This is a genomic window from Chryseobacterium sp. L12 (assembly GCF_056133985.1).
Genome location: NZ_JBVYOF010000028.1, coordinates 55,006 through 79,715, shown reverse-complemented (window position 1 = coordinate 79,715; position 24,710 = coordinate 55,006). Strand labels below are relative to the sequence as shown.

Annotated in this window: 24 protein-coding genes; 4 read left to right on the top strand and 20 right to left on the bottom strand. The window is 35.4% G+C overall.

The window, feature by feature from the left end:
* Positions 1 to 230 precede the first annotated feature (230 nt).
* The 12 genes from AC0NBN_RS14800 to AC0NBN_RS14745 form a co-directional block, all read right to left on the bottom strand.
* The gene (locus AC0NBN_RS14800) at positions 231 to 1,643 is read right to left on the bottom strand and encodes an MBL fold metallo-hydrolase (protein WP_160812088.1); all 1,413 of its coding nucleotides are present in this window, start codon (positions 1,641 to 1,643) and stop codon (positions 231 to 233) included.
* Positions 1,644 to 2,151: 508 nt separating this feature from the next.
* Positions 2,152 to 2,784: a Crp/Fnr family transcriptional regulator gene (locus tag AC0NBN_RS14795; protein ID WP_160812087.1), complete on the bottom strand. Its 633-nt coding sequence runs from the start codon at positions 2,782 to 2,784 to the stop codon at positions 2,152 to 2,154.
* Positions 2,785 to 2,960: 176 nt separating this feature from the next.
* Entirely contained in the window at positions 2,961 to 3,569 is a 609-nt protein-coding gene (locus tag AC0NBN_RS14790; protein ID WP_160812086.1) for a TlpA disulfide reductase family protein, read from the bottom strand.
* Positions 3,570 to 3,573: 4 nt separating this feature from the next.
* Complete coding sequence (locus AC0NBN_RS14785; protein WP_160812085.1) at positions 3,574 to 4,284, bottom strand: thioredoxin domain-containing protein; 711 nt, start codon at positions 4,282 to 4,284, stop codon at positions 3,574 to 3,576.
* Entirely contained in the window at positions 4,285 to 4,581 is a 297-nt protein-coding gene (gene trxA / locus AC0NBN_RS14780; protein WP_160812084.1) for a thioredoxin, read from the bottom strand.
* Between the two features lie 6 nt (positions 4,582 to 4,587).
* Positions 4,588 to 4,821, bottom strand: coding sequence for a hypothetical protein (locus tag AC0NBN_RS14775; protein WP_160812083.1), 234 nt, complete (start codon positions 4,819 to 4,821; stop codon positions 4,588 to 4,590).
* Positions 4,822 to 4,829: 8 nt separating this feature from the next.
* Positions 4,830 to 5,441 (bottom strand): class I SAM-dependent methyltransferase, encoded by a 612-nt coding sequence (locus AC0NBN_RS14770; protein WP_160812082.1) that lies wholly within the window; start codon positions 5,439 to 5,441, stop codon positions 4,830 to 4,832.
* Positions 5,441 to 5,755, bottom strand: coding sequence for a rhodanese-like domain-containing protein (locus AC0NBN_RS14765; RefSeq protein WP_160812081.1), 315 nt, complete (start codon positions 5,753 to 5,755; stop codon positions 5,441 to 5,443). The genes AC0NBN_RS14770 and AC0NBN_RS14765 overlap by 1 nt, the downstream gene beginning before the upstream one ends.
* Before the next feature lies 1 nt (position 5,756).
* Entirely contained in the window at positions 5,757 to 7,148 is a 1,392-nt protein-coding gene (locus AC0NBN_RS14760; protein WP_160812080.1) for an MBL fold metallo-hydrolase, read from the bottom strand.
* A gap of 97 nt (positions 7,149 to 7,245) precedes the next feature.
* Entirely contained in the window at positions 7,246 to 7,728 is a 483-nt protein-coding gene (locus AC0NBN_RS14755) for a DUF6691 family protein (protein ID WP_160812079.1), read from the bottom strand.
* A gap of 12 nt (positions 7,729 to 7,740) precedes the next feature.
* Entirely contained in the window at positions 7,741 to 8,304 is a 564-nt protein-coding gene (locus AC0NBN_RS14750) for a YeeE/YedE thiosulfate transporter family protein (protein ID WP_160812078.1), read from the bottom strand.
* A 198-nt stretch (positions 8,305 to 8,502) separates the two neighbouring features.
* Entirely contained in the window at positions 8,503 to 9,297 is a 795-nt protein-coding gene (locus tag AC0NBN_RS14745) for a sulfite exporter TauE/SafE family protein (protein WP_160812077.1), read from the bottom strand.
* A 439-nt stretch (positions 9,298 to 9,736) separates the two neighbouring features.
* Here AC0NBN_RS14745 and AC0NBN_RS14740 point away from each other — a divergent pair, with 439 nt between their 5' ends.
* Entirely contained in the window at positions 9,737 to 10,951 is a 1,215-nt protein-coding gene (locus AC0NBN_RS14740; protein ID WP_160812076.1) for a hypothetical protein, read from the top strand.
* Between the two features lie 72 nt (positions 10,952 to 11,023).
* Here AC0NBN_RS14740 and AC0NBN_RS14735 read toward each other — a convergent pair whose 3' ends face one another.
* The 7 genes from AC0NBN_RS14735 to mnmE form a co-directional block, all read right to left on the bottom strand.
* Complete coding sequence (locus tag AC0NBN_RS14735; RefSeq protein WP_143883488.1) at positions 11,024 to 11,542, bottom strand: DUF2911 domain-containing protein; 519 nt, start codon at positions 11,540 to 11,542, stop codon at positions 11,024 to 11,026.
* Positions 11,543 to 11,580: 38 nt separating this feature from the next.
* Complete coding sequence (locus AC0NBN_RS14730) at positions 11,581 to 13,272, bottom strand: sodium:solute symporter family transporter (protein WP_160812075.1); 1,692 nt, start codon at positions 13,270 to 13,272, stop codon at positions 11,581 to 11,583.
* Positions 13,273 to 13,372: 100 nt separating this feature from the next.
* Positions 13,373 to 15,868, bottom strand: a complete 2,496-nt coding sequence (locus AC0NBN_RS14725; protein WP_160812074.1) for a PIG-L family deacetylase — start codon at positions 15,866 to 15,868, stop codon at positions 13,373 to 13,375.
* A gap of 159 nt (positions 15,869 to 16,027) precedes the next feature.
* Positions 16,028 to 16,990 carry a Fic family protein gene (locus tag AC0NBN_RS14720; RefSeq protein WP_474468708.1) on the bottom strand — a complete coding sequence of 321 codons (963 nt, stop codon included), beginning with the start codon at positions 16,988 to 16,990 and terminating at the stop codon, positions 16,028 to 16,030.
* 153 nt (positions 16,991 to 17,143) lie between these two features.
* Positions 17,144 to 17,656 carry a hypothetical protein gene (locus AC0NBN_RS14715; protein ID WP_474468699.1) on the bottom strand — a complete coding sequence of 171 codons (513 nt, stop codon included), beginning with the start codon at positions 17,654 to 17,656 and terminating at the stop codon, positions 17,144 to 17,146.
* A 116-nt stretch (positions 17,657 to 17,772) separates the two neighbouring features.
* Positions 17,773 to 18,624 carry a hypothetical protein gene (locus AC0NBN_RS14710; RefSeq protein ID WP_160812072.1) on the bottom strand — a complete coding sequence of 284 codons (852 nt, stop codon included), beginning with the start codon at positions 18,622 to 18,624 and terminating at the stop codon, positions 17,773 to 17,775.
* A 195-nt stretch (positions 18,625 to 18,819) separates the two neighbouring features.
* Positions 18,820 to 20,271 (bottom strand): tRNA uridine-5-carboxymethylaminomethyl(34) synthesis GTPase MnmE, encoded by a 1,452-nt coding sequence (mnmE, locus tag AC0NBN_RS14705; protein ID WP_160812071.1) that lies wholly within the window; start codon positions 20,269 to 20,271, stop codon positions 18,820 to 18,822.
* 395 nt (positions 20,272 to 20,666) lie between these two features.
* Here mnmE and AC0NBN_RS14700 point away from each other — a divergent pair, with 395 nt between their 5' ends.
* Entirely contained in the window at positions 20,667 to 21,659 is a 993-nt protein-coding gene (locus AC0NBN_RS14700; protein ID WP_228400651.1) for an IS110 family RNA-guided transposase, read from the top strand.
* 234 nt (positions 21,660 to 21,893) lie between these two features.
* On the opposite strand, the gene AC0NBN_RS14695 is transcribed toward AC0NBN_RS14700, so the two are convergent.
* A complete protein-coding gene (locus AC0NBN_RS14695; protein WP_160812070.1) occupies positions 21,894 to 23,663 on the bottom strand; it encodes an aminopeptidase P family protein in 1,770 nt (589 codons plus the stop codon).
* Between the two features lie 351 nt (positions 23,664 to 24,014).
* On the opposite strand from AC0NBN_RS14695, the gene AC0NBN_RS14690 reads away from it, so the two are divergent.
* Entirely contained in the window at positions 24,015 to 24,452 is a 438-nt protein-coding gene (locus AC0NBN_RS14690) for a DUF6526 family protein (RefSeq protein ID WP_160812069.1), read from the top strand.
* A gap of 84 nt (positions 24,453 to 24,536) precedes the next feature.
* On the top strand, positions 24,537 to 24,704 hold the full coding sequence (locus tag AC0NBN_RS14685) for a phosphatidate cytidylyltransferase (protein WP_143883482.1): 168 nt from the start codon (positions 24,537 to 24,539) through the stop codon (positions 24,702 to 24,704).
* The last annotated feature ends 6 nt before the right edge of the window (positions 24,705 to 24,710 follow it).

The following is a 24,710-nucleotide window of genomic DNA, read 5'->3' as shown; positions in this document are numbered from 1 at the left end:
TTTTTCGATGTTTTTTCTCTAACATTGATGATGTATTAAATCATTATCAATTTTAAGATATTATTGTACCTGTAAATTGAATTTAAATCGCAAAAGAAACAGAAGACAAACTATTGATTTTTAAATAAAAAATATCAAATACAAAATGAAAATTTTTAAATATTCCCATTTCTTTCGGCTTATGAGTTACTTTAATGAAGATAAATCTTCTGTATCTTTTGCTATTTAATTTATTTTAAAACTTTACTTTGACAAACAAAATCACTTTTCGGAAGTTCTGTTTTGGAAATTTCGTTAAATCCGCCTTCTATTTCTGTAAAATTTCTGTAACCTCTTGCTTGTAGAATACTTGCTGCCATCATGCTTCTGTAACCTCCTGCACAATGCAGATAAAAATGTTCTTCCGGATTGATATGATGTATCCAATTATTGATATAAGCTAAAGGTTTGTTGTATGCTCCATCTAAGTGTTCTGCATTATACTCACTTTCTTTTCTCACATCAATGATGTTGACTTCTTTTTCTTTAATTTCATCCTCCAATTGCTGTGCTGAAATTCTTTTTACGAAATCGGTTTCTTTTCCGCTATTTTTCCACGCTTCAAATCCGCCTTTTAAAAATCCAAGAACATTATCGAATCCTACACGACTTAATCGGGTCACAGTCTCCTCTTCTTCATTTTTATTGGTTATGAGAAGAATTGGCTGTTTCACATCCACAATCAAAGCGCCGACCCAAGGTGCAAAATCTCCGTTCAGACCGATATTAACGGATTGCGGAACAAATCCCCTCGCAAAATCTTCATCATTTCTAACGTCTAAAACCAAAGCTCCGGAATGTTCTGCTGTTTCTTCAAATTCATCTGGAGAAAGTGCCTGCAAACCTTTTGACAAAACCTCATCAAAACTGTCGTAACCTTTTTTATTCATTGCCACATTCATTCCGAAATAAGCAGGAGGTGGAAGAAGTCCGTCTGTAACCGCTTTGATGAAACTTTGCTTATCTTTCTGATTGAGCGCATAATTGGTTTTCTTTTGATTTCCTAATGAATCTACCGTTTCTTTCTGCATATTTTTCCCGCATGCTGAACCTGCTCCGTGAGCCGGATAAACGGTAATATTATCATCAAGTGGCAAAATTTTCTGATACAAACTATCGTATAGTAAACCAGCCAGTTCTTCCTGTGTCATGTTGGCTGCTTTCTGAGCCAAATCGGGACGGCCTACATCTCCTAAAAATAAAGTATCTCCACTAAATAATGCTTTCTCTTTGCCATATTCGTCAATAAGAAGAAATGATGAACTTTCCATTGTATGACCAGGTGTATGAAGAACTTTTATGGTGATATTTCCGATCTCAAAAACCTGATTATCCTCTGCAACAATGGCTTCAAATTCTGGTTTTGCAGTCGGTCCATAAACGATAGGTGCTGTTGTTTTTCTGCTTAAATCCAAATGTCCGCTTACAAAATCTGCATGAAAATGTGTTTCAAAAATATATTTAAGAGTAACATCATCTTTTTTCAATCTTTCAATATAAGGCTGCGTTTCTCTTAATGGATCTATAATTGCTGCTTCACCATTTGAAACGATATAATATGCACCTTGTGCAAGACATCCTGTATAAATCTGTTCTATTTTCATTTTTTATGATTTTAAATTTTAATTATTTTTCTGATACAAATTTCTGAGTTTGAGATTTTATATACCGCTACTTTTGTTACATAAAAGACTTCTATTTTTTAAAATTTGCCAGAGTTTTTGACTTTCGTTGTTTTAAGTTCATAAAGCAGATAATCTTTATAAAAGAACTATTAATTAATTTTCATTATGCTGGGCAATATTGCTGCTTTCTAACACTGAATATTTCGCAATCCTGCATGAATAGTTCTCTATTTATAAAGTAAAACGGAAAAAACGGGAACACAGACTGGATTTTTTTAGAATAGACAATAACAGGAATAATCACAAGTCATACTAAGCCCATGTAAAAAGTGAATAGTATGTCGCTAAAACATGTCTAAAAAAAATAGGAAAGCTAATAATATTTCCGCTACCGCAAATTAAGCCAAATAAAATTTCTATTGAAGCCGAGGCGATGTACCCGAAATTGAATTTCGGAAAGATATATTGCTAATTTGTTACAGAAAATCTAAGGATTACCTGAAAGCGTGATTTTATTTCGTCCGAGCATAAGTTTCCCTGAATCCTCAAGCTGTTTGAGGAGTCTTGAAACAACAACTCTTGCCGTACCGAGTTCGTTGGCAAGTTGTTCGTGGGTGACATTAATGGTTTTTGAATTAAGATTCTCAGATTTTTTATGAAGAAGATTCAATAATCTTTCATCTACTTTTTTGAATGCAATAGCGTTGATAATATCCAACAGTTCTTCAAACCTTTTATGATAGAGTCTGAAAATATAATCCAGCCATTCCGGATATTCTTTGATAAAGAGCGAAACTTTATCAACAGGCAGAAAAAGAATTTCCGTATCTTCTTCTACTTCGGCTTTTACGATGCTTTTTTCATTGTGCATACCACCAAGAAAAGACATGATGCAGCTTTCCCCTGCTTTGATGTAATACAAGAGAATTTCGCGTCCGTCTTCTTCCGTACGAATGACTTTCATCATCCCTTTCATCACAATAGGAATGGAACGGATAGATGAATTTTCATCTAAAATTACATCTCCTTCCTGATAGATTTTTGTTACTCCATACTTATAGAGTTTTTCAAGCAATTCAGGTGAAGAAGTGAATTCTGAAGCAAGTATGGAGGGCTGCATGTTTTAGTAATGTATTTAATTAAAAAATCTCTGACACAAAAATAGTTAATATTGACTTATAAATAAATTTAAATATGAACCCTTGCGAATTACAGATTCACAAACGGTTTTATCTTGGGGAAAAACTTGTGAAGGCGATCAGGAAAACAGACAAAATCATTACTTTTATCATATTGTCAAAGATGTTCATTTAAAAGTTGATCAATCTCTTCATAGAAAGAATCTTTGCTGTAATCTGCCATTCCTGCGTGATGCATCCTGATTTTTCCCGATTTATCCAAAACTACCGTCGTAGGAAGTGAGCCATTAAAAAATGAAGACGGAATAGAACCTTCCGGAACTAAAAATGGCACTGTAAACTGTTCTTTTTCGAGATACATTTTACCTACAGCAGGCTTTTCATCCAAATTTACCGTTAGAAAAACCAAATCTTTATTTAATTTATATTGATTGTAAAACTTCTGAATTGATGGAAATTCCGCCCGGCAAGGCGGACACCACGATGCCCAAAAATTAATGAAAGTCACTTTTCCTTTGAGTTCAGAAGTATTGATAACTTCTCCTTTTTCGTTTCTGATGCTGAAATTTTCAGTGATGGCTAAAGAACTCGACTCAGAACTTGGTTCTGCTTTCTTTTTTTCAATCTTTGAATTCAGAAGACCAGTTGAAATAATCTGTCTCATCAGCCAGGCTTTTACATCCGGACTTACCAGCAATACGATAAATACTAGAACCAGAATCGTTGTACTCCAGTTTTTCCGAAACCATATTTTAAATTTTTCCAAATTATCAATTTTTTATCTGTAGCAATTGCGCTTTTACCTGCTCTTCGCCGGCAAAACCCAGGTTATCCCAGACTAACTGATCATTTTTATAAAGTTTTAAAACAGGAAGTGCAGAAACATCTAATGCTTTGCAAAGTTCTGTATTTTCATCAGCATTAATTCTGACAATTTTCACTTTATCAGGCATTTCGGTGGACATTTTCGTAAGATACGGCTCCATTTTTTTGCACGGAGCACACCATTCTGCATAGAAATCTACCAAAACCGGCGTATCGCTTTTCAGCAATTCATGGTATTGAGAAAGGCTCATTCCTGCGGAAGTAGAAGCCTTGATTTCCGGAAGATTTGCATTTCTCCATTTCATCATTCCGCCCTGCATTTCATACACATTTTTAAAACCCATCTCCTGAAGTTTTGCCGCTGCAGCCGTACTTCTAGGTCCGCTCATACAGTACAGAAAAACAGGTTTGTCTTTGTCTAAAGCTTTTGCTTTTTCAGCGAAATCATCTGCATTCCAGTCGATGTTCATTGCGTTTTTCAAATGTCCGTTCCAGAATTCTCCCGGTGTTCTCACATCTACCAACTGTGCATCTTCAGTCTGGTTTAATTTTTTAGAAAATTTTATAGCAGAAAGATTGCTTTCGCCATTATTCTGAGCTTTTCCACAACCTGTCAATAGGATGACAAAAAATAAAACGATTAGGTTTTTATACATTTAGATGTTTTGTTTAATTAATCTTTCCAGTTCATCTGCCTGAAAAACACCAGATTGTTTCCATTTCACTTCACCTTTTTTAAAAATCATCAGAGTAGGAACGCTTCTGATTCCGAACTGCGCCGCAACGGCCTGATTTTTATCAATATCAATTTTAACAATGCTTGCTGCATCTCCTATATTTTTTTTGAGATCCTGAAGAATGGGAGCCTGCATTTTGCACGGACCGCACCATTCTGCAAAAAAATCTACCAATACGGGTTTATCCTGACTGATAAGTTCCTGAAATTTATTCATTCTATTTTATTTAATTTCCTCATAATGTACTTCATCACTGCTGTTTTTTGAATTGCTCTTCGGTACGGAACAGTTTCCTGCGGCACAACAGCCAATATTCAATAATGGCATTACAACAAAAACCGCTCCGACAGCCACCAAAATCCACATTCCAGATTGTACGGCTTCTACAACAAGGAAAACTCCCATTGCCAAACGAAGCAGTCTTACAAAGTTCCAGTTTTTAAATAAATTATCCATAATTTTCTTTATCTTTTTGTACCAAATAAGCGTATAACCGAAGCTTTTCCCTGATGATAAGCACCTTCATTCATTACGTTTTCGGAAATATATGCTTCCTGAAAATCGAAATCGGAAAAATCAGTTTTCAGTTCGTCTAAATCATAAAGCATTTCCCAATGTTTTGGTCCGCCTGCATTTGGATTTTCGTCCTGAAATTTAGAATGCTCTTTACTGAAACCTTCCAGAATAATTTTACCGCCTTTCTTCACGAGCGATGAAATCCGTCTGTGCAAATCCCGTCTCAATGTTTCAGGAAAATGGGCAAATACCATTACTAAAAGGTCAAAACTTTCTTTTTCATAACTTATTGTGTCTGCCGAAACCGTTGTGTAATTTATTTTTACCGAGTTTTTTTCTGCAAGCTGCATCGCTTTCTTTTTGCCTTCTTCACTTTGGTCAAAAGCTTCCACTTCAAAACCTTGAGTTGCGGAGTAAACAGCATTCCTACCCTCTCCTTCAGCAGGAAAAAGAACTTTTCCGGGAGTGAGTTCAGCCAATTTTTCTGCAAAATAGACATTAGGCTGATCTCCGTACACAAAATCTGACTGGCGGTATCTTTCGTCCCAAAAATCTTTCATTATTGTTCCATTAGTTTTATCATATTCTGTACACTGCCTCCGTTGAGAACATTCGTGATTCCGTTTCGTTCCAATGTTCCTTTTGCCATTGCGCTACGGTTTCCGCTTCTACAGAAAACAATGATGCTTTTCTTATTCCTGAACTTGGAAATCTGATCTTTGACGACATCCAAAGGTATATTAACAGCTCCTTTTGCACTTCCCGAAGCAAATTCTCCGGGCGTTCTTACATCTACCAAAAAAGCACCTTCTTTCAACGCATTTTCCAGCGCAGCATTGTCTTTTTTTCCGAATAACATTGATAATAAATCCATCTTAATTTTTTACAGGGTTTGCTTTTTCCATCCATTCTTTCATTCCACCGGAGAAATTTTTCACTTTCTCAAAACCGTTTTTCTTCAGCACAGAATAGGCAATCGCCGCTCTGTCGCCACTTTGGCAATGGATTACAATTGGCTTTTCACGGGAAATTTTATCCAGATTATCCACTAAAGTTCCCACAAAGACATTCTCAGCATTTTCAATACGTCCTGCGTCATATTCGGTTTTATTTCTTACATCAACCACCTGAATATCATCTCTGTTCAGATATGATTTGAAATCTTCAATATTAATAATATCGGCAGTCTGTAATTCTAAGTCTAGATTTTTGACATCATCAATATATCCTATCATCTGATCCATCCCGATTCTCATTAGTTTTCGGGTAAGATCTTCCATTTGTTCTTCCTGAGCAACTAAAATAAACGGCTCAGAATAATTGACGATCCATCCCATCCATGTGGAAAACGAATTATTACCTTGAATATTGATGCTGTTTGGTATAAAACCATCGGCAAAATCTACTTTATTTCTTGTGTCTATAATTTTAACACCGCTTTGATAAGCTTTCAAAAATTCTTCTTTGGAAAGTTTCGGATGTTTTGGAACTTCTGTCAATAAAGGCCTTTCTACTTTGTTGAGCTTCTTCATCATTGCGAAGTATTTCGGAGGTTCCGGCTGTCCTTCCAACAGGTATTCTACAAAATCATCCTCGTCTTCTTCATACTGAAAAGCCCAGTTTCTGATTTTTTCATATCCCACTGTAGAACTCGGAACTGCGCCCAAAGCTTTTCCGCAAGCCGAACCTGCACCGTGTCCTGGCCACACCTGAATAAACTCCGGCAACTTGCTGAAATCCTGAACAGAATGAAACATTTCTTTCGCTCCTTTTTCCTGAGTTCCGGTAATTCCTGCAGCTTTTTCCAATAGATCCGGTCTTCCAATATCGCCGACGAAAACAAAATCTCCCGTGAAAATCATTACCGGTTCGTCCGTTGCAGGATGATCGGTCAATAAAAAGCTGATGCTTTCCGGCGTATGTCCCGGCGTGTGAATGACTTTTAAAGTTAAATTTCCGACTTTTATAGTGTCTCCATTGGTTAATCCGATATGCGGAAACTGATATTGCCAATCTTCACCACCTTCGTCCGAAAGATACATTTTTGCTCCCGTTACTTCTGCAAGTTCTCTGGAACCCGACAAAAAATCGGCGTGAATGTGGGTTTCGGAAATGTGTGTGATTGTCAGATTATTTTCTTTGGCAATCTGAAGATAGGTGTCAATATCTCTTTTGGCATCAATAACAATGGCTTCGCCTTTTGCCTGACATCCGATTAAATAACTTGCCTGCGCAAGGCTTTTATCATAAATATGCTGAAAAAACATAATGTAATCTTTTAGGGTTATACTTTTTTAATTTTATAGTACAAATTTCGGGTTTTGCACAATGCTATACCGCTACTTTTGTTACATAAGTGCAGAATCAATGGGGCAATCTGTCCCTCAAATATCCATAGATCCAAGTTCCGAAAATAGCACTAAGCAATGTGACTGCTACTGCCAAAGCACCTGTTCCGATCTGTGCGAAAAGCGGTCCCGGACAAGCACCTGTCATTGCCCAGCCAAATCCAAAGATCAGCCCGCCATAGATTTGACCTTTATTGAATTTTTTCGGTGCGATAGAGATCTTCTCTCCATAAATTGTTTTAATATTGAACTTTTTAATGATGAAAACCGAAATCATCGCTGTTAATACTGCACTTCCTATCACACCATACATAAAAAACGATTGCAGGCGAAACATTTCCTGAATCCTGAACCAACTGATGATCTCTGCTTTTACAAATACAATCCCGAATAAAACCCCGACAAAAAGGTATTTCAGATTGTAATACCATTTGTGCGTCAGATGACTTTCGTTGGTACAAACGCTGTCCTGATGACGTATATCTTTTTCTGTTGCCATTTTTTTTTAAAATTAAAGTGAAAGAATTATCGGCAAAATGACATTCGCCATTAAAAAACCGCCTGCCATAAAGCATATTGTCGCAATAAGCGATGGTAACTGCAGATTTGCCAATCCCATAATGGCATGTCCGCTGGTACAACCACCTGCATAACGGGTTCCGAAACCTACCAAAAATCCGCCGACAACCATTGTAATGAAACCTTTAAGCGTTAAAAGACTCGCAAAATTCATCAGCTGAACAGGAACGAGATTGCTGTAATCGGTAATGCCGTAAGTTGCAAGTTCGGTTTTCAGATTTGTATTGACTGTTATTTCTCCGGGGTTCATCAAAAATTGAGATGCGATAATGCCGCCCAGCAAAATGCCGAGGACAAAAAATAAATTCCAGAGTTCTTTTTTCCAGTCGTATTTGAAAAAGCCGATGTTGGCAGGAATGCAGGCTGCACAAATATGCCTTAGAGATGAACTGATTCCGAAAGATTTGTTGCCCAAAATGAGCAAAGCCGGTACGGTAAGCCCAATTAACGGTCCGGCAACATACCACAGCCAAGGTTGTTTTATGATTTCTACCATTGTTATTGATTATTATATTACAAAATTATATTTTTAGAATTTGCTGCTCCGCTACTTTTGTTACAGAACTTTGATATTATGTTATTCTTTACCAGAAAACGAATCTCTTGCAGCCCGGCCTGAGTGGAGCTCTTTTTGTGCAGCGGAGCGGAAAAAAAAAGCGGGAACGGAGGACGGAAATAGCTGCCCAAAAAATAATTAGAGAAAAACTTCTTTTACGATGATGTAAATTCCCATTACGAGAATAAACCATCCAAAAGCCGGTTTCAGTTTTTTTCCGTCAATCTTTTTGGATAATTGTGATCCTATAATGATCCCGACAATAGCGATAGATGATACTGTTGCAAGTAATTTCCAGTCTATGGCAACATTGTGCATTGAGGTAAAAAAACCGATAAGGGAATTGAGGGAAATGATGACAAGCGATGTTCCGATAGCAACTTTCATCGGGGTTTTGAGAAGATTAACAAGAGCGGGAATGATCATAAATCCGCCTCCTGCTCCGACTAAGCCTGTCAAGATTCCTACAACCGAACCTTCTCCTGCTGCCAAAATCGCGCTGTTTTTATTAGAATGAACTGCTTCGATGTGTAACTCCGTGCTTTTCTGAATCATTTTATAGGAAGCGAGAATCATTAATCCCGCAAAAATCAAAAGAAGAAAAATATCTTTGGTTACCACAAAAGCTCTGATGGTAAAAACCTCATCGGGAATCAACGGAAGAATATAATTTCTGGTCAGAAATATTGAAATAATAGAAGGAATCCCAAAAACTAAAGCGGTTTTTATATTGACCAATCCTTTTTTGAAGTAGGAAACGGAACCAACCATACTGCTGATCCCGACAATAAAAAGTGAATATTCTGTAGCCAGAAAAGCGTCTAATCCGAAAAGATAAACCAAAACGGGAACGGTGAGAATACTTCCACCTCCACCGATTAAACCTAATGAAATGCCTATTAAAACCGAAGCGATATATCCAAAAACTTCCATATTCTCAACTTTATGATGCAAAGTTGAATATATCGGAAAAGCTGTACCGCTACTTTTGTTACATAAGAACTAAAGTTTGTTTTGAAAGTAATTTTATTCTTCCGAAATCTTGTTAAAAATTCGCTTACGTCAAGATTCATCATCAATAAGTTCTTTCAAATATACAATTTCAGATGGGATTTCATAGGTATAGATTGTAGTATAGTTTCATTGTGTTTGAAAGATTGATTATAAAATAAATTTGGGAGTTTGATGAATGTTGAGCTTTTGTTTTATTAAAAATTTCAGGGAAAATACTGATTTACAATCGTGTAATGATTTTTATTTTTGCTACTTGCGGTAAACCGTAATCAAATAATAATATCCATATGTAAATTTGAATATTACAAAACTTACTTTACTATCTATCTGAAAATTAGAAATTTAAAAAAATCAACTAATGGAAACAAAAAAACGATCTATATTAAAACTAGATATTCCTAAATCTGATAAAGGGATATTAATTAGAGATCTATTTAAATTATTAATTTCAACAGATGAAACAGCAAGTCAGATTAAAGAAGTGCTAATTAAACAATTTGAACAAGATGAATTCATTCCGATTCCAGGAGCTTATACTCTTGTCAATTCTCAAATTGTTCAAAACAAAAGTTATATCAAAAAAGATTTAATTTCTAGTATTGAAAACATTTCTTTCTATTCGGATAACAATTTCACAATTAACTTTAATAATATTACTGATCGAGAAAAATTTGAAGGAAATATAACACTTACAACATATCCAAAATATTCTGCGCAACGTGATTTTTTTGGAAGCTTGTTCAGCATGGATAAATATGCAAAAAAACTTATAGATAAAGGTTTTAAGAAAATTGTTGAAACAAATCTTGAGTTGTTAAAGGCACAAAAGATCAAAGACAAAAAATATAGATTAATACATTATAAGCCTGACAACAATTACTATTTACGTGCTATCGTTTCGACTGATAATTACCATGATTACAACAATTCAATTGCTGTAGTTATTGCGCTGTTGACACTTTATAAGGAAGTAAAATCTTCTGGAATTGCTTATACTCTTAAATTATGCGAATACAACGAATCAAATATCAGAATGTTTTTTGATACAACTGTCGAAAAAGAACTTGAAGGAATCGGAAATGTAAGAAATATCGTTGAGATTTCAAATGATGAAATTAAAAGAGAAGCATTACGTTTTTCAGGTGTCTGCACAATTGTTTATGATGTTAACAAGAAAAAAAATGAAATTTATATTAAGCCAAGAGATATAAAGTCAAAAATTCTAACAATTAAGCATAATCAAAAACCAGCAAATGGATTAAAGAGTCTTGCTGATTTTGAAAATGTAGATAATGTACATAAGGAACTTTATGAAGATATTAAGACAATAAAAAAGATCAAGGACACGGAACAAATAAAATTCTTAATTCGTAGAAAAATCGATAATGCTAAAAATGAAGATATTAAAAAATTTAGAGTATCTATCCTAAATGAATTAACAAAAACTACGACGAAAAACATTCTTGATCTCTTACATCTTTTCAATAATATCCAAGTTTTAGCAAATGAAGATATAGAAGCTTCCGAATATTTAAGATATGTAATTTATGAAGCTTTAATAAATAGAAAATAAAATCTTCGTTTTCGCTTGAAGTTCAAAAAAAAAATCCCGGACAACCGGGATTTTAAACTTTCAAATATAAATTTACTTAATCTCTACAGGAACAGAAACTTTATCCCAATCCACAGTAAATCCATTTTTATTTATTTTGTAAACCAGAGCTTCTTGTTTTGCAGGCAGCGCTTTTGTTTTTACGTCTACACGCAAAGCATCTTTTGCCTGTTCGTATTTATAAGAACCCCATTGTTTTGGCTCTTTGTTGAAAATGGCAGTCCATACTCCTCTTTCTTTAGGAATTAAGAAAAAACTGTATTTCCCTGCAGGTAACTTTTTACCCTGAACGGTAATGTCTTTATCTGTTTCAAAAGTGGTAGCTTCATTAGCTCCCGCACGCCAAACCTGATCATAAGCAACCAAATCTCCCCAGATTTTACGGTCTTTCACAGACGGACTGCTGTAAGCAATGGTGATGTTGGCATCTTTAATTTTTCCCGTTGCCGTCATTGCCGGACTCGCAGGTTTTTTCGTCTCCTGTGCAAATGCATTTACAGAAAGCGTCATAGCAGCCACAAGAACGGTAGCAGATTTGAAAATTGTTTTCATACTATTTTTTATTTGTTAATTTAATTGTTGTTATTCCTTTACGAATTTACTGCTTTCGGCTTATAAAACAATAGCCCGATTGCCGAAAATATAATCACCGCCGCTGCACCGATCACGTTAAGCCACAGAAAGGAAACAATATCGAACTGATAAACGGCAATCACCGTAATTTCAGATAAAATGGCAGATATAAATACATTCGCTCCATTGATTTTTTTAAAGTAAAAAGCAACAAGGAAAATCCCTAATATAGGACCATAAAAAAGAGAACCCAATACATTTACTGCTTCAATAAGAGAACCCATTTGTGTCGCAAACATCGCTACTCCGATGGAGAAAATTCCCCACGCTAATGTGTGAAGTCGACTGTATTTTAATTCAGTGGCATCATCGGGAATGTCTTTTTTAAAGATCAGATGAACATCTTTTAAGGAACAGGCGGCAAGGGAATTCAGCGCAGCCGAAATAGAGCCCCAACTTGCCAGAAAAATGACGGCAAACAGCAACCCTATCATTCCTGCAGGCAAAGTATTTTTCACAAAATAAAGGAAAATATAATTGGTATCGGTTTTTTCTGCATTATAGTTTGACTGATTGATGGCTTCCTCTACCCTTCCGTGAAGTGCTTTTACCTGAGACTGCGTATTTTTAAAATCCTGAATTTTTGTTTCAAGCTGAGAAGAATTGTTTTGTTTTAATTGTAAAATTTCCTTCGATTCTACATTAAATTTTGTCTGCAAATCCTGATGTTCTTTTTCAAAAACCGCTGCCTGTTCAGGTTTTGTTTCCTTTAAATACTGATAAGAACGTTCATTAAAATAAATCGGAGCCGGTTTCAGAGAAAAGAAGGCAAAAAGCAGAGCCCCAATTAAAAGAATCGCAAACTGCATCGGAATTTTAACTAATCCATTCAGCAGCAAGCCCATTTTTGCGTTGGTATTGTCTTTCGCCGTAATGTATCTCCCAACCTGACTCTGGTCTGTCCCGAAGTAAGATAATGCAAGAAAAAAACCACCAATCAATCCGCTCCAGATGTTGTATTTGTCTTTCCAGTCGAATTCTGTAGTAATTACATTCAGCTTTCCTGATTTTCCAGCCAGATAAAGTGCGTCTTTAAAACCGATGCCATTCGGCATATTTTCAATAAGTAAATACCCCGCAAAAGCCATAGTTCCTAAAATAATGAGAAACTGTAGTTTTTGAGTGTGAGCAATGGCTTTCGCTCCACCAACGTAAGTATAAATCATTAAAATTCCGCCTGTTAAAACATTCGTCAGGTAAATATTCCAGTCTAAAACGCTTGATAAGATGATACTCGGAGCATAAATACTGATTCCTGTCGACAAACCTCTCGAAAAAAGAAAAAGCAGTGAAGTAAGAACCCTTGTTTTCTTATCAAATCGGTTTTCTAAATATTCATAAGCAGTATAAACATTCAACCGCTGAAAAATCGGGATGAAAGTAATACAGATCACAATCATCGCCAAAGGCAGACCAAAGTAATACTGAACGAAACGCATCCCGTCTGTATACGCCTGTCCCGGTGCGGAAAGAAAGGTAATGGCACTTGCCTGCGTTGCCATAATACCGATAAGCACAATGTACCACGGCATTTTATTATCTGCTTTCAGATAAGATTTGTTGCTTTTCTGTCCACGCCCGATGAATACGCCGTATACAACCACTGCAACAAGTGTCACAATAAGAACCGTCCAGTCTATCGTACTCATGCCCAGAATTTAGTAAAACAATAATAAAATACGATTTGAGATACTAATGCAAAAGCTAATAGTATGTACCAGATATTCCAATTTTTAAATGGCTTATTCATCAGTTTTTCTGTGCAGATAAAAAGTTTAAAAATAAACGTGCTGCTCCTAAATTTCCGGCAGGCAACTGTCTGAAAAATGCCAACGGTGTATAAATAAAATTACCCTTTCCGTATTTGGTATATAAAGTAGATCCCTGCAAAGGTTCTTCACCGGTATCGTGCATTTCAAAAAGCGGTTCATACGATGCATCCCATTGATCAGGGAAATAAGCGCCGCGTTCCTGTACCCAGCCTTTAAAATCATCTGATGTAATTTTATTCGGGAAGTTCAGTAATTTATGATTCGGATTTAAAAATTTAACCTCAGCATTTTCTTCGGTAACCCGCTTATTGGCAATACGGAAATTGTAGATTCCCAGTTGATCGACTGTCGTATCCTGACTGGTGTTATACTGCATCACCAGATTTCCTCCGGCTTTTACATAAGACCATAAAAAAGGCATCCAGCGACCTAACTTTTTCTCTGTATTATTGGCTCGAACACCCAAGACAATGGCATCATACTGTGAAAGTTTATTTTGGCTGCCGTTTCCATCTAAACTGCCATAAAAATCTTCGTCTTTCAAAACATCTACCTGAATTCCCGCAATGCGCAGAAATTCAGGAATAAAATCTCCCGCTCCCTGTACGTAACCTACTTTTTTAACCTTCGCCTTAATATCACCTTTCATTACGGTTACCGTTGCAGGTGCAAAATACTGTAAAGAAGGTAAATGAGGATACTGAATTAATACCTGCTTTTTATTGTAAGTAACTCCATCTGCAACAAAATTAGCATCCAATTGTAGACGAGATGAATTTAATTTAGCAAGTTCACTTTTTGGAATTACGTAATCAACCGTGAAATCTTTGCCGTTGATTGATTTTAAATCGCCTCCGCCTAATCTTTTTCCGTTAAACATAAAGTTGACTTTACCATTATTGAACGGTTTGTCTGAATTAACTTTAAAATTTAAACTCACAGGCAGATCTTCATTTTCTTTAGCCAGATAAAGTGGTTGTGTAAATTTCAGTTCCAATGCCGGAACAATACGCAAAGCTTCAACGACGTCACCACGTACCGGATCTAATTTCTTGAAAGACAAAGGAAGTTTAACCTGAAAATTTTCTGAACCGATTCTTAAACTTAGCAAAACATTCAGTGGTGATTCTGCTTCAGGCAAACCGACTAAAGTATCATCCGGAACAGAGAAAGTCGCCGCATTCACGGCTGGTTTTGCCAACCAGTAAGGCTCTGTAAGCGCTGCATCGGCAGGAATCTGAATCGTATGTTCAATAGTAATTAAAGAATCTTTGGATAGTTTTCTGTTGAAATTTTCTGATTGATTTAACCATTTTACATTTTCTAAAACGACAGGATTTTCAGCTCTTGAAATCAGATTTAATTTAAAATTGTGATTTTCTCCTGCAACAGCTTCAGCCTGATTGGTGACTACTTCACCCATAAACCCGGCACAGCTTAAAATGATTTGGTCTAAAGCTTTAATTTTATCGTTTTTCAGGTCTGAATCCTTTAGCGCCATCACTTTTTTCCTTAAAACAAGCAAATCAGGTAAACTGAGGTCAGGATTATTAAAATTGAAAGCGGAAATAATTTTATTTAAGGATTGATCGATGTCTGCATTTCCCTGTGAAGTCCAGGTTTTTGTTACTCTGTCAAAGAGTGTAGATTTCGCAGGTTCTCCGTCAACGTGGGAAAAATACTCCGTTTTAATTCCCGCAACAGACTGTGTTCCTGCACCCTGACTTTTATGTAAACTTCTGCTTAATCCTGCCAATTCGCCATATCCCATTCCCAGTTGTGCATCATATTGCCCAACCGTAATTTTGAGTTGATTTTCAGCGGTTGTATTTACAGAACCAAACCGGAACGTATTCCATAATAGACGTTTAGGCTGCCAAACATTAACATATTTTAGTTGATCCGGAAAAGCAGTTTTATCTCCGGCAAGCTTAAAAGCTTTTTCCGCAACAACTGCCGAAGCCGCATGTTGTCCGTGACCTGCAGCAGAAGAAGGAGGAAAACGACAAATGATAATATCTGGACGGAATTTACGGATTACCCAAACTACATCGTCTGTAATATTATCTGCATTCCATTGTTTAAAGGTATCAGTCGTATTTTTTGAGAACCCGAAATCAATTGCTCTGGTAAAAAACTGTTGGGCTCCGTCTAATTTTCTTGCCTCTAAAAGCTCATGGGTTCTGATTAATCCCAATGCAGCACCTTGTTCTGTGCCTAATAAATTCTGTCCGCCATCACCTCGTGTTAATGATAAATAAGCTGTTTCTACATTTTGATCGTTGATCAGCCAGGAAAGCAATCCCGTATTTTCATCATCGGGATGAGCCGCAAGATATAAAACTTTAGGTAAGTGTTTCAGGGTTTTGATGTCACGGTAAATTTCAGATGATTTTGAAGGCCGAACCTGTTGAGCTGTACAAAAAACCGTACAAAAGCCAAGAATAATTACAAGGTTTATTTTTTTGAACATTAAATTTGCTTTGCGAACAAATATACGTACGGTAAAATTATTTCCCGATACAAAAAATGAAATATATTTATTTAATAAAAGGTTTTTAAAGGTTTTTATTCCTATTCTGTGTCAAAACTTATGAAAACAAATAAAATTATCGGTTAAAATCGGAACATATCATTCATTGCGAAATTGATATTCCGTTAATCTTAATGCTCCAAATTTAGTTAAAAGGTTTTGTTCAACTGCCCATTTTAAATCCCGACTTGCAGTTGGTGCAGATATGTTTTTAAAATGCTGCATATAGTCTTTTCTGCTAAATGTATTCTTGCCTATTTTGGCTGCAAATAAGCGTATTCTATCTTCTGTATGAAGTGTTACAGATTGAGATTGTAAGAGTCCGTCTAATGACTCTAAAATAATTTCCAACATAAATTCGATAAATGGTGTTGAATTTCCTTTTTTATCGGATTCGGATAATTTGTTGTAATAATCGCTTTGTTTTTGCTTTATTAATGATTCCACAGGTAAATATTCAAACACTGGGTATTGTTGCATTAGAATTAAAGTTTGCCACAACCTGCCCATTCTTCCGTTACCGTCTAAAAATGGGTGTATAAATTCAAATTCATAATGAAACACACAACTTTTGATGAGGATTAAATCGTTGTCTTTTTTCAGATATTGAAATAGGTCTTTCATCAATCCGTTTACCATAGTTCCGCTTGGTGCAATGTGTTCTACTTTTGAACCTTTTACAATTCCAACATTGGTAGTCCTTAATTTTCCTGCATTGTCAATCAATCCATTCATTAAAATAGCATGAGCTTTTTCTAAATCTTTTAATTGGAAAGGATTGAATGTATTGAGTTGTTCATATACTTTTATCGCATTTTGAACTTCTAAAATATCCTTTTGTGGAGCAATAACTCTTTTGTTTTCTAATAACGCCGTGATTTGTTCTTCGGTCAATGTATTGCCTTCAATTTCTAAAGACGATTGAATGGTTTTAATTCGGTTTTTCTTTCTTAATTCTGTGGCGGGTTTATATAAATGAGTAGCGTTAATTTCTCCTATCTTTTCTGAAATAGAAGCCACTAACGCTACAATTTTATCGGTTATGGTATAAGGTGGTCGCATTGATGATAGTATCATTTGATATTATCACAAAGATATTAATAAAATATGAAATTTACTTCGTACTAATCTTATCGTTGATTTATCCACAATAAACATACTAATTCACCTAAATGTTTTTAAAACAAACGAAAACGGCTTGTTTAGCATTCATAATTAAAATAAACTTAATTGTTCAGACTTTGGTAAGAAATCAGAATTGGCAGTAATATACCAAGCTCTAAAACCTGTCTCTTTACATTTCTTTTTCTCCACTTCCCAAAGCAATCCGGCTTTTTCTAAATCTCTTTTATATCTGCAAATATTTTTTTGGGGAATACCAGTCGCTTTCGCAATCATTGAAGCAGTTGCAATATGATTTTGTAAATATTGAAATAGGGTTTTCAATTGATTTCCAAAAACTGCATTTTTACATCTTCGTGCATGCTTCAGACTATTATCTACTGATTTGTAATTACTTAGTTCGGTTCGGGGAAAGTATAAAAATCTCCGCTTCATTACAGGAAGTTCCCGTATTGAAAATCTGCTGTACAATGTAGTTAAAAATTCGTCCTGTAATTGGTTGAGTTGTTGCTCGCTATTTTTTAACAGTAAAGCTTTTAGTTCGCTAACTTCTTTAGTTAGCAATGTTACTGCAGTTGGTAACTGCTCGAATGTTAATGCTTCCATTATTCAATAATTATCTTGTTAAACAGGACAAAATTATATTGAATAATTAGTTCAATCTATTGATTTCCAGTTGAATAAACTTGTAATTCAAGAAAATACAAGTTCGTACAATTTAGTTATTTTGAGTTGATAATATCTGAAAGAAATACTTTCATCTCTGTAAGTTCCTTTTCATCAGTAATATTATTATATCCATAATCATTCATTGCCGGATAACTTGCAATATTCCAATCAAATTCAGTTTTACAGTATTCATGAAACTTTTTTGCTATTCCTTCCTTTGGCAATAAATTCAATTCCTGCATCGCAAGAAGTAAGAGTTTTAAACGCTTTCCCTTAATGTTTTTGTATTGAATTTTAATGCTTTTAACAATATTAATTGTATTTGGATGTGTAATTATATCAGCTAATTTGTTTGCTTTGATTTTATTTTCTAATTTGGGAAAACTATTTAAACTTTTCTTTCGATCAATATATTTAAGTTGTTCGTCAATATGTTCTTTTAACAATGAGAAATTAGGATGATATTGTTTATTTATTACTTTTCTTCCAATCTTTCGAGAAACCTCCATTAAATTTTGATAGTCTTCATTTTTATAAATAAGATTTTCGAGGTGCTCAATTGTCACACATAAATTAATCTCATACTCGTATTTTATAATGTCTAAAACTTTCCTCAAAAAACATAAGTCGATGTATAAATTGAAAAAGGGATGATCAGGCATAAAATCTAAATCGTTAGGGACTGATTTTTGTACTGCTTCCATAGTATTTAAAATAATAATCGATGTTTCAGGATTTTCTTTTGGAAATCCAACAAATTCACACTCGTTAAAAAGTTGAAGAATTTCGTCTACTTGTTCACCTATTTTTATATTCAATGGATGGAATTTACCATTCTTTTTTCTTTCCTCTAATTCGGTCTTTATATGTTTTACTGTATTATACCAGTCTTTTGGATTATTCATTCCTATATTTTTTTACTAAATCATCTGTCTTATTTTCTTTTTCTCATTCATATCATGTTTGAGTTTTCAGTAGCAAATTGACTGAACAATTGTTTTTTATGAATATTCTAAATCTTCATTAATTTTTAACCTTTTTATTATCATCATACCTGGAAATCTTATTAAAGACAAATACTTTAGTATTTATTGTTCAAACTATTTTCCGATACAAAACTTAGAAAAAATATTCCCTAAAACCTCATCATTCGTAAACTCTCCGGAAATTTCGCCGAGATATTCCAAAGCGTAACGAAGTTCGTATGCGAGTAATTCCGTAGAAATACTTCCGGAAATGGCATCTTCCACTTTCTTTACAGATTCCAGAGATCTTTGCAGAGCCTCGTAATGACGTTGATTGGTGATGATGGTATTTTCCTGAGTTTCCAGATTCTGAATATATTCTGAAAGTTCTGATTTCAAAGCTTCAATTCCGGTTTGGTTTTTGGCAGAAATGCCTATGATCTGGGTAGTGTAATCAGGAAAAAGTGCAGATTTCAATGCTTTGTCAAATTCGTTTTCAAAATAACCGTTCTGAAGATCAATTTTATTATGAAGAAGAATGATTTTCAGATCTTTCCGATAAAACTCCTTTATAAAATCAATAACTTCTTGCGGTGTAGAATCTGTCTCATCATACAGATACAGAAGAATTTTGGCGCTTTCTATTTTTTCTTTGGCTTTTTTAACACCTATTTCTTCGATCAGATCAGTGGTTTCACGGATTCCCGCCGTATCAATAAAACGGAAAGCCGTTCCTTTGATGTGCAAAACCTCCTCAATAGTATCTCTTGTTGTTCCTGCAATATCCGAAACAATCGCGCGTTCTTCCTTCAGCAAAGTATTCAGCAAAGTAGATTTTCCGGCATTCGGTTTCCCAATGATGGCAACATCTACTCCATTTTTAATGGCATTTCCGTACTGAAAACTGTCTATTAATGAGCGTAATTTTTCTTCAGTTTTTTTGAGCAGTGATTTCAGAGCAGTACGGTCTGCAAATTCCACATCTTCTTCTGCGAAGTCGAGTTCCAGTTCAATAAGAGACGTAAAATTGAGCAAATCTCCCCGTAAAACAGAAATCTCATTGGTGATTCCGCCTTTTAATTGGTTTAAAGCTACTTTTCGGGATGCTTCATTTTCCGAAGCAATCAGATCTGCTATAGATTCCGCCTGCGAAAGATCTATTCTGCCATTCATAAAAGCACGCATGGTAAATTCGCCTGCTTTTGCCATTCTTGCTCCGTTTTTGATGAGAACTTCAAGAATTTTTTTGGCAATATGCGGTGAACCGTGAAAGGAAATCTCCACCGAATTTTCTGTGGTAAAAGTTTTGGGCGCACGAAAAACCGAAACCATCACTTCGTCAATTTGGTTGTTGACTGTTAGTTGTTGGTTGAAATTTTCAGAATCTCGAATCTCAAATCTCGAATCCTTAATCTCATCATCAACTATAAACCCGTAATGTACGGTATGAGAATCGGCTTTTTCAAGATTTTTACCCTGAAAAACTTTGTTTACAATTTCAATAGACTGGTTTCCCGAAACTCTTATAATTCCGATTGCTCCTATTCCGTTGGCTGTTGCCAATGCGCAGATGGTATCCTGATTCATACTGCAAAATTAAGGAATTTTAACCGGCAAACATTTAAAATTAAAGTTACAGATACAGAACAGAACTTAGCCACACTAAATGTATTTTTTCTGGAAGCCGGGAACCTGCTTTCACTACTCGCTTTTTTGCGCCATTTCTTTATCCTTTCTGCAAAAAGAGCTCAGACACGCCGTTCAATGGTAAGTTTGCATTAAACTTCATTGATTCTTAAATTAGTTAAAAAAATTAACTAAAAGAAAAGCAGCAGGATAAAGGCAGACGCTTCAATGATACTTAGATATCGTCCCTGATATTATTCCCCTGCTGCTGTTTTCTTCCAAATCCGGATAGAACATTGTTGGTAAAAACTTTTACCATGATGGATCAGAAGAAAACCTCTTTATAAAAAAGATTTATGATGACAAAATTACCAAAAAAAGTGATTGGAGTAGATGTAGGCGCAAAGATTTTAACAATGAGTTTCCAGGATTCTAATAATCAGGATCAGGTTTGTAATATCGAAAACAATCAGCGCTCAATTTTATCATTTTTAAAGAAAATATCGTCAGATGATTATTGTCTGGTTATCGAAGCTACCGGGAATTACAGCAGCAGGATACTTCATCTTTCTTTAGGAAAGCGTTTTGAAACGAGCCTGATCAACTGTATGTCTGTCAAGCATTTTGCAAGGATGAAGAACATCATTGCAAAAACTGACGCCGAAGATGCTAAATTAATCAGACTTTATGGTGAGATGTTCCGTCCAGAGAATTATATTCCCAAAAGTACTGAAATTGAATATTTGGATCAGGAGATTAAGCTTTTGAACGATTTGGAGGAAGAAAAGCGCAGGTATGCAGTAAAGCTAAAAGCGCTTCGTTTTAATCCTTATCTCAATCCCAACACGGAAAAGCATTATGAAAGGCGGCTGAAGCAATTGGAAAAAGAGATTAAAGAAGTAGAGCTTCGTCTTCCACAGCTTCAGGATGAGGAATTTAAAGAAGTAAAGGATTTAATACAAAGTGTGTCCGGAATTGGAGAGAAGACCTCATTACAACTGATGACAGCCACTTCGGGTTTTAAGAATTTTGATTCGGCAAAATCATTGGTCAAATATTTTGGATTGGCTCCCAGGATTTACCAATCGGGCAAGAAATCTTATTCGCCCGGAAAGTGCAGAACATCGAAAACCCATATCAGAAGTCTGCTATATGTATGTTCCTGGACTGCAATGAAACATAATGTTCATTGTAAGGAGCTCTACCTTCGTCTACTGGCAAAAGGCAAACCAAAGAAATTAGCTTTGATCGCTGTTTGCAATAAACTTTTAAGAATCTGCTTTGGTGTAGTGAAAAATAGAATTAAATATCAACAAGATTATCAGAAAAACTTTAAAATTTTAACTTGAAGAATTTGAATATTAACATAGAACATCAGGGCTAACTTCATCCCTAAAAACAAAACAATCACCTTCGAAAAGATGATTGCAAAAATTAATTATACTTTTATTGGGCTTAACGGTGTCAAAAATAAAATCATTTATTCAATAAAACATCAGGGTTTTTACTGAAAAACACAAAGTTTTCTATTAGAAACACTTCTAAAAAGCTCAATTCAACATCAATAGTGATTATTTATACCATTACAGAGGACTGACTAAGTTTAAAAACCATTCTTTTACCTCTCCTTCCAGATGCGGAGCAAGTTTTTCTTCGCAGGTTTTATGATAAGCATTCAGCCAGTTGATTTCTTCTTCAGAAAGGATTTCTTTCACAATCGTATCTTTAAAGAACGGACAAATCGTTAAGGTTTCAAACTCATAAAAAGTTCCGTTATCTGTTGTTTCAGCTTCTTTTACGGCAATCAGATTTTCGTGACGGATTCCGTATTCGCCTTCTACATAATATCCCGGCTCATTAGAACAAACCATTCCTGCCAAAAGCTCCTGAGGATTCATATCCTTTCTGATGTTCTGCGGACCTTCATGTACATTCATGAAGCTTCCGACACCATGTCCGGTTCCGTGATTGTAATCTTTTCCGTTCATCCACAAAGGCAGTCTTGCAATGGCATCAAGCTGTACTCCTTTTGTTCCTTTTGGAAATTTCACCATCGATAAACGGATCATTCCCTGTAAAACCAATGTAGAATTAATTTTAAACTCTTCCGAAACCGCTCCCAAAGCTAAAGTTCTTGTTATATCCGTCGTTCCTTCCAGATATTGCCCTCCTGAATCTACCAAAATACTGGCCTCGTTGGTTACCTCATTGCTTCCTTCCGGTTTTGCTGAATAGTGAATTACAGCGCCGTTATTTTTATATCCGATAATACTGTTAAAACTTTCACCTACAAAATTTTCTCCTGCAGCACGAAATTCCCGCAGCTTTTCACCAATAGAATATTCATTCATCGTTTCTTTTCCCGCAGTGTGGGTTAGCCAATACAGAAATTTTACCATCGCCACTCCGTCTCTCACCATTACTTTTCTGAAACCTTCCAGCTCGGTTTCATTTTTCTGAGCCTTCATAAGATTTCCCGGAGGCGCAGCTTTTATAAATGTATTATCAATTTTCAATGCTTCAAAAATTGATTGGTTGCTGTTGGGTGAGACTAAAACTTTCTCGTTTTTGTAAGTTTTCAGATGATTGTAAAATTCTTCATAAGGCATCATTTTCACGAAAGATTCATCCAGTTGTTTTCTGGCTTCCACTTCCATTTTTTCAAGTCCGGTAAACAGGATTGCATCATTTTTAGTAATGATAATATAACCAAGGAACACAGGATTGCTTTCTACATCACTTCCTCTCAGATTTAAGGTCCAGGCTACATCATCAAGGCTGGAAATAACATGCACTGTTGCTTCCATTTCTTCCATTTTCTGGCGAATGGATGAGATTTTATCGGTCACAGATTTGCCTGCCCTTTCTACAGGGTGTACAAAAACAGGATTCTGAGATGGAGTTCCGCGGTCTTTCCAGACTTCCTTTAATAACGGAAGATCTACAAGTTGAATGTTTTTTTCGTTAAATCTGTAATGAAGCATTTCCCAGTTGGCATGAGAAGTTGCCAAAGCATTCACCGCCACTTTTCCTTCAGCCGCAATTTCAGAAATTATCCAGTCAATATAATGAGGAGTTCCTTCCATACCGTCTTTAAAAAGATCAATTCCGGAGCCTGCCAATTCTATAGGAGCCTGGGTGAAGTATCTTCCATCGGTCCACAAACCTGCTTTATCTTTTGTAACTACCACAAAACCAGCCGAACCCATAAAACCTGAAAGCCACGCCCTTTCCTGCCATTCCTCGGGTAAGTATTCACTCATGTGAGGATCTGCCGAATAAACAATAAATGCATCTACATTATTTTTCTGCATTTCTTCCCGAAGCGCAGCTACTCTATCTTTTGAAGTCATTTTATCTGATTTAAAAACGGAAAGTTACGGATTTTTAAGATTTGCAGATAAACCTGAAAGTTAAAATATATACAAAGTTTAAGTGTTTTCTGATCCCGGACGCGGAGTCTGACTAAAATACCCTATTAAGATTTTCTTTTATTCGGTAAATTTCTTATAACAAAACTGACCATAAATTGCAGATCTAAAATCACTTCCGACCTATAGTATCCTTCTGCCCACCTCTTCCCTGCTGCAAATCAAAAAAAAATTGGAAAGATTCTTGCTATTATAGCTCTGTGTATCGCTGTTACTAAACTACAGACTTTGCACCCGACTAATTCAATCCATATTTTTAAAACAATACAATATATGAACACCCAAAATTATCAGAATCACAGAAAATTCTATCCGCCACATCATTTTATCTATCTTCCGCTTTTGCTGGCATTACAGATTTACGGGATTTACAAATCTCTGCAAAATGATGAAAACCAACTTGTATGGATTTTGTTTTCAGTTATTATTTTTCTGCTGCTGTATTTATCTATTATGGTTCGTCAGCATTATGCTTTAGGATTACAAAACCGCCTGGTAAGACTTGAATTTAAGCAAAGATATTTTGAGATTTATGGTGAAAGATCAGATGAAGCAGAAGAAAATCTAAGCTTTGGGCAGATTGCCGCACTGCGTTTTGCTTACGATGATGAATTTAAGGAACTCCTGAATAAAGCTTTAAGAGAAAAAATCTCCGGGGATGAAATAAAAAAAGCCATTAAAAAATGGAAAGGAGATTACCACAGAATTTAAATAATTCAAATCAATAAAATCAAATAGATAATAATTATTATACACCAATCAACCTGAAAAATTAAAACAATAAAATATTTACTTATGAAAAAAATAACACTATTCAGTATTACCGTAATGAGTTTAATGCTTTTAACAAGCTGTGAAGCAGTAGAAACTATTTTTAAAGCAGGAATGTGGTGGGGAATCATTCTGGTTGTCGGAGTTATAGGTTTATTACTATGGCTGTTTTCAAGGGGTAGAAACTCTTAACCAAAA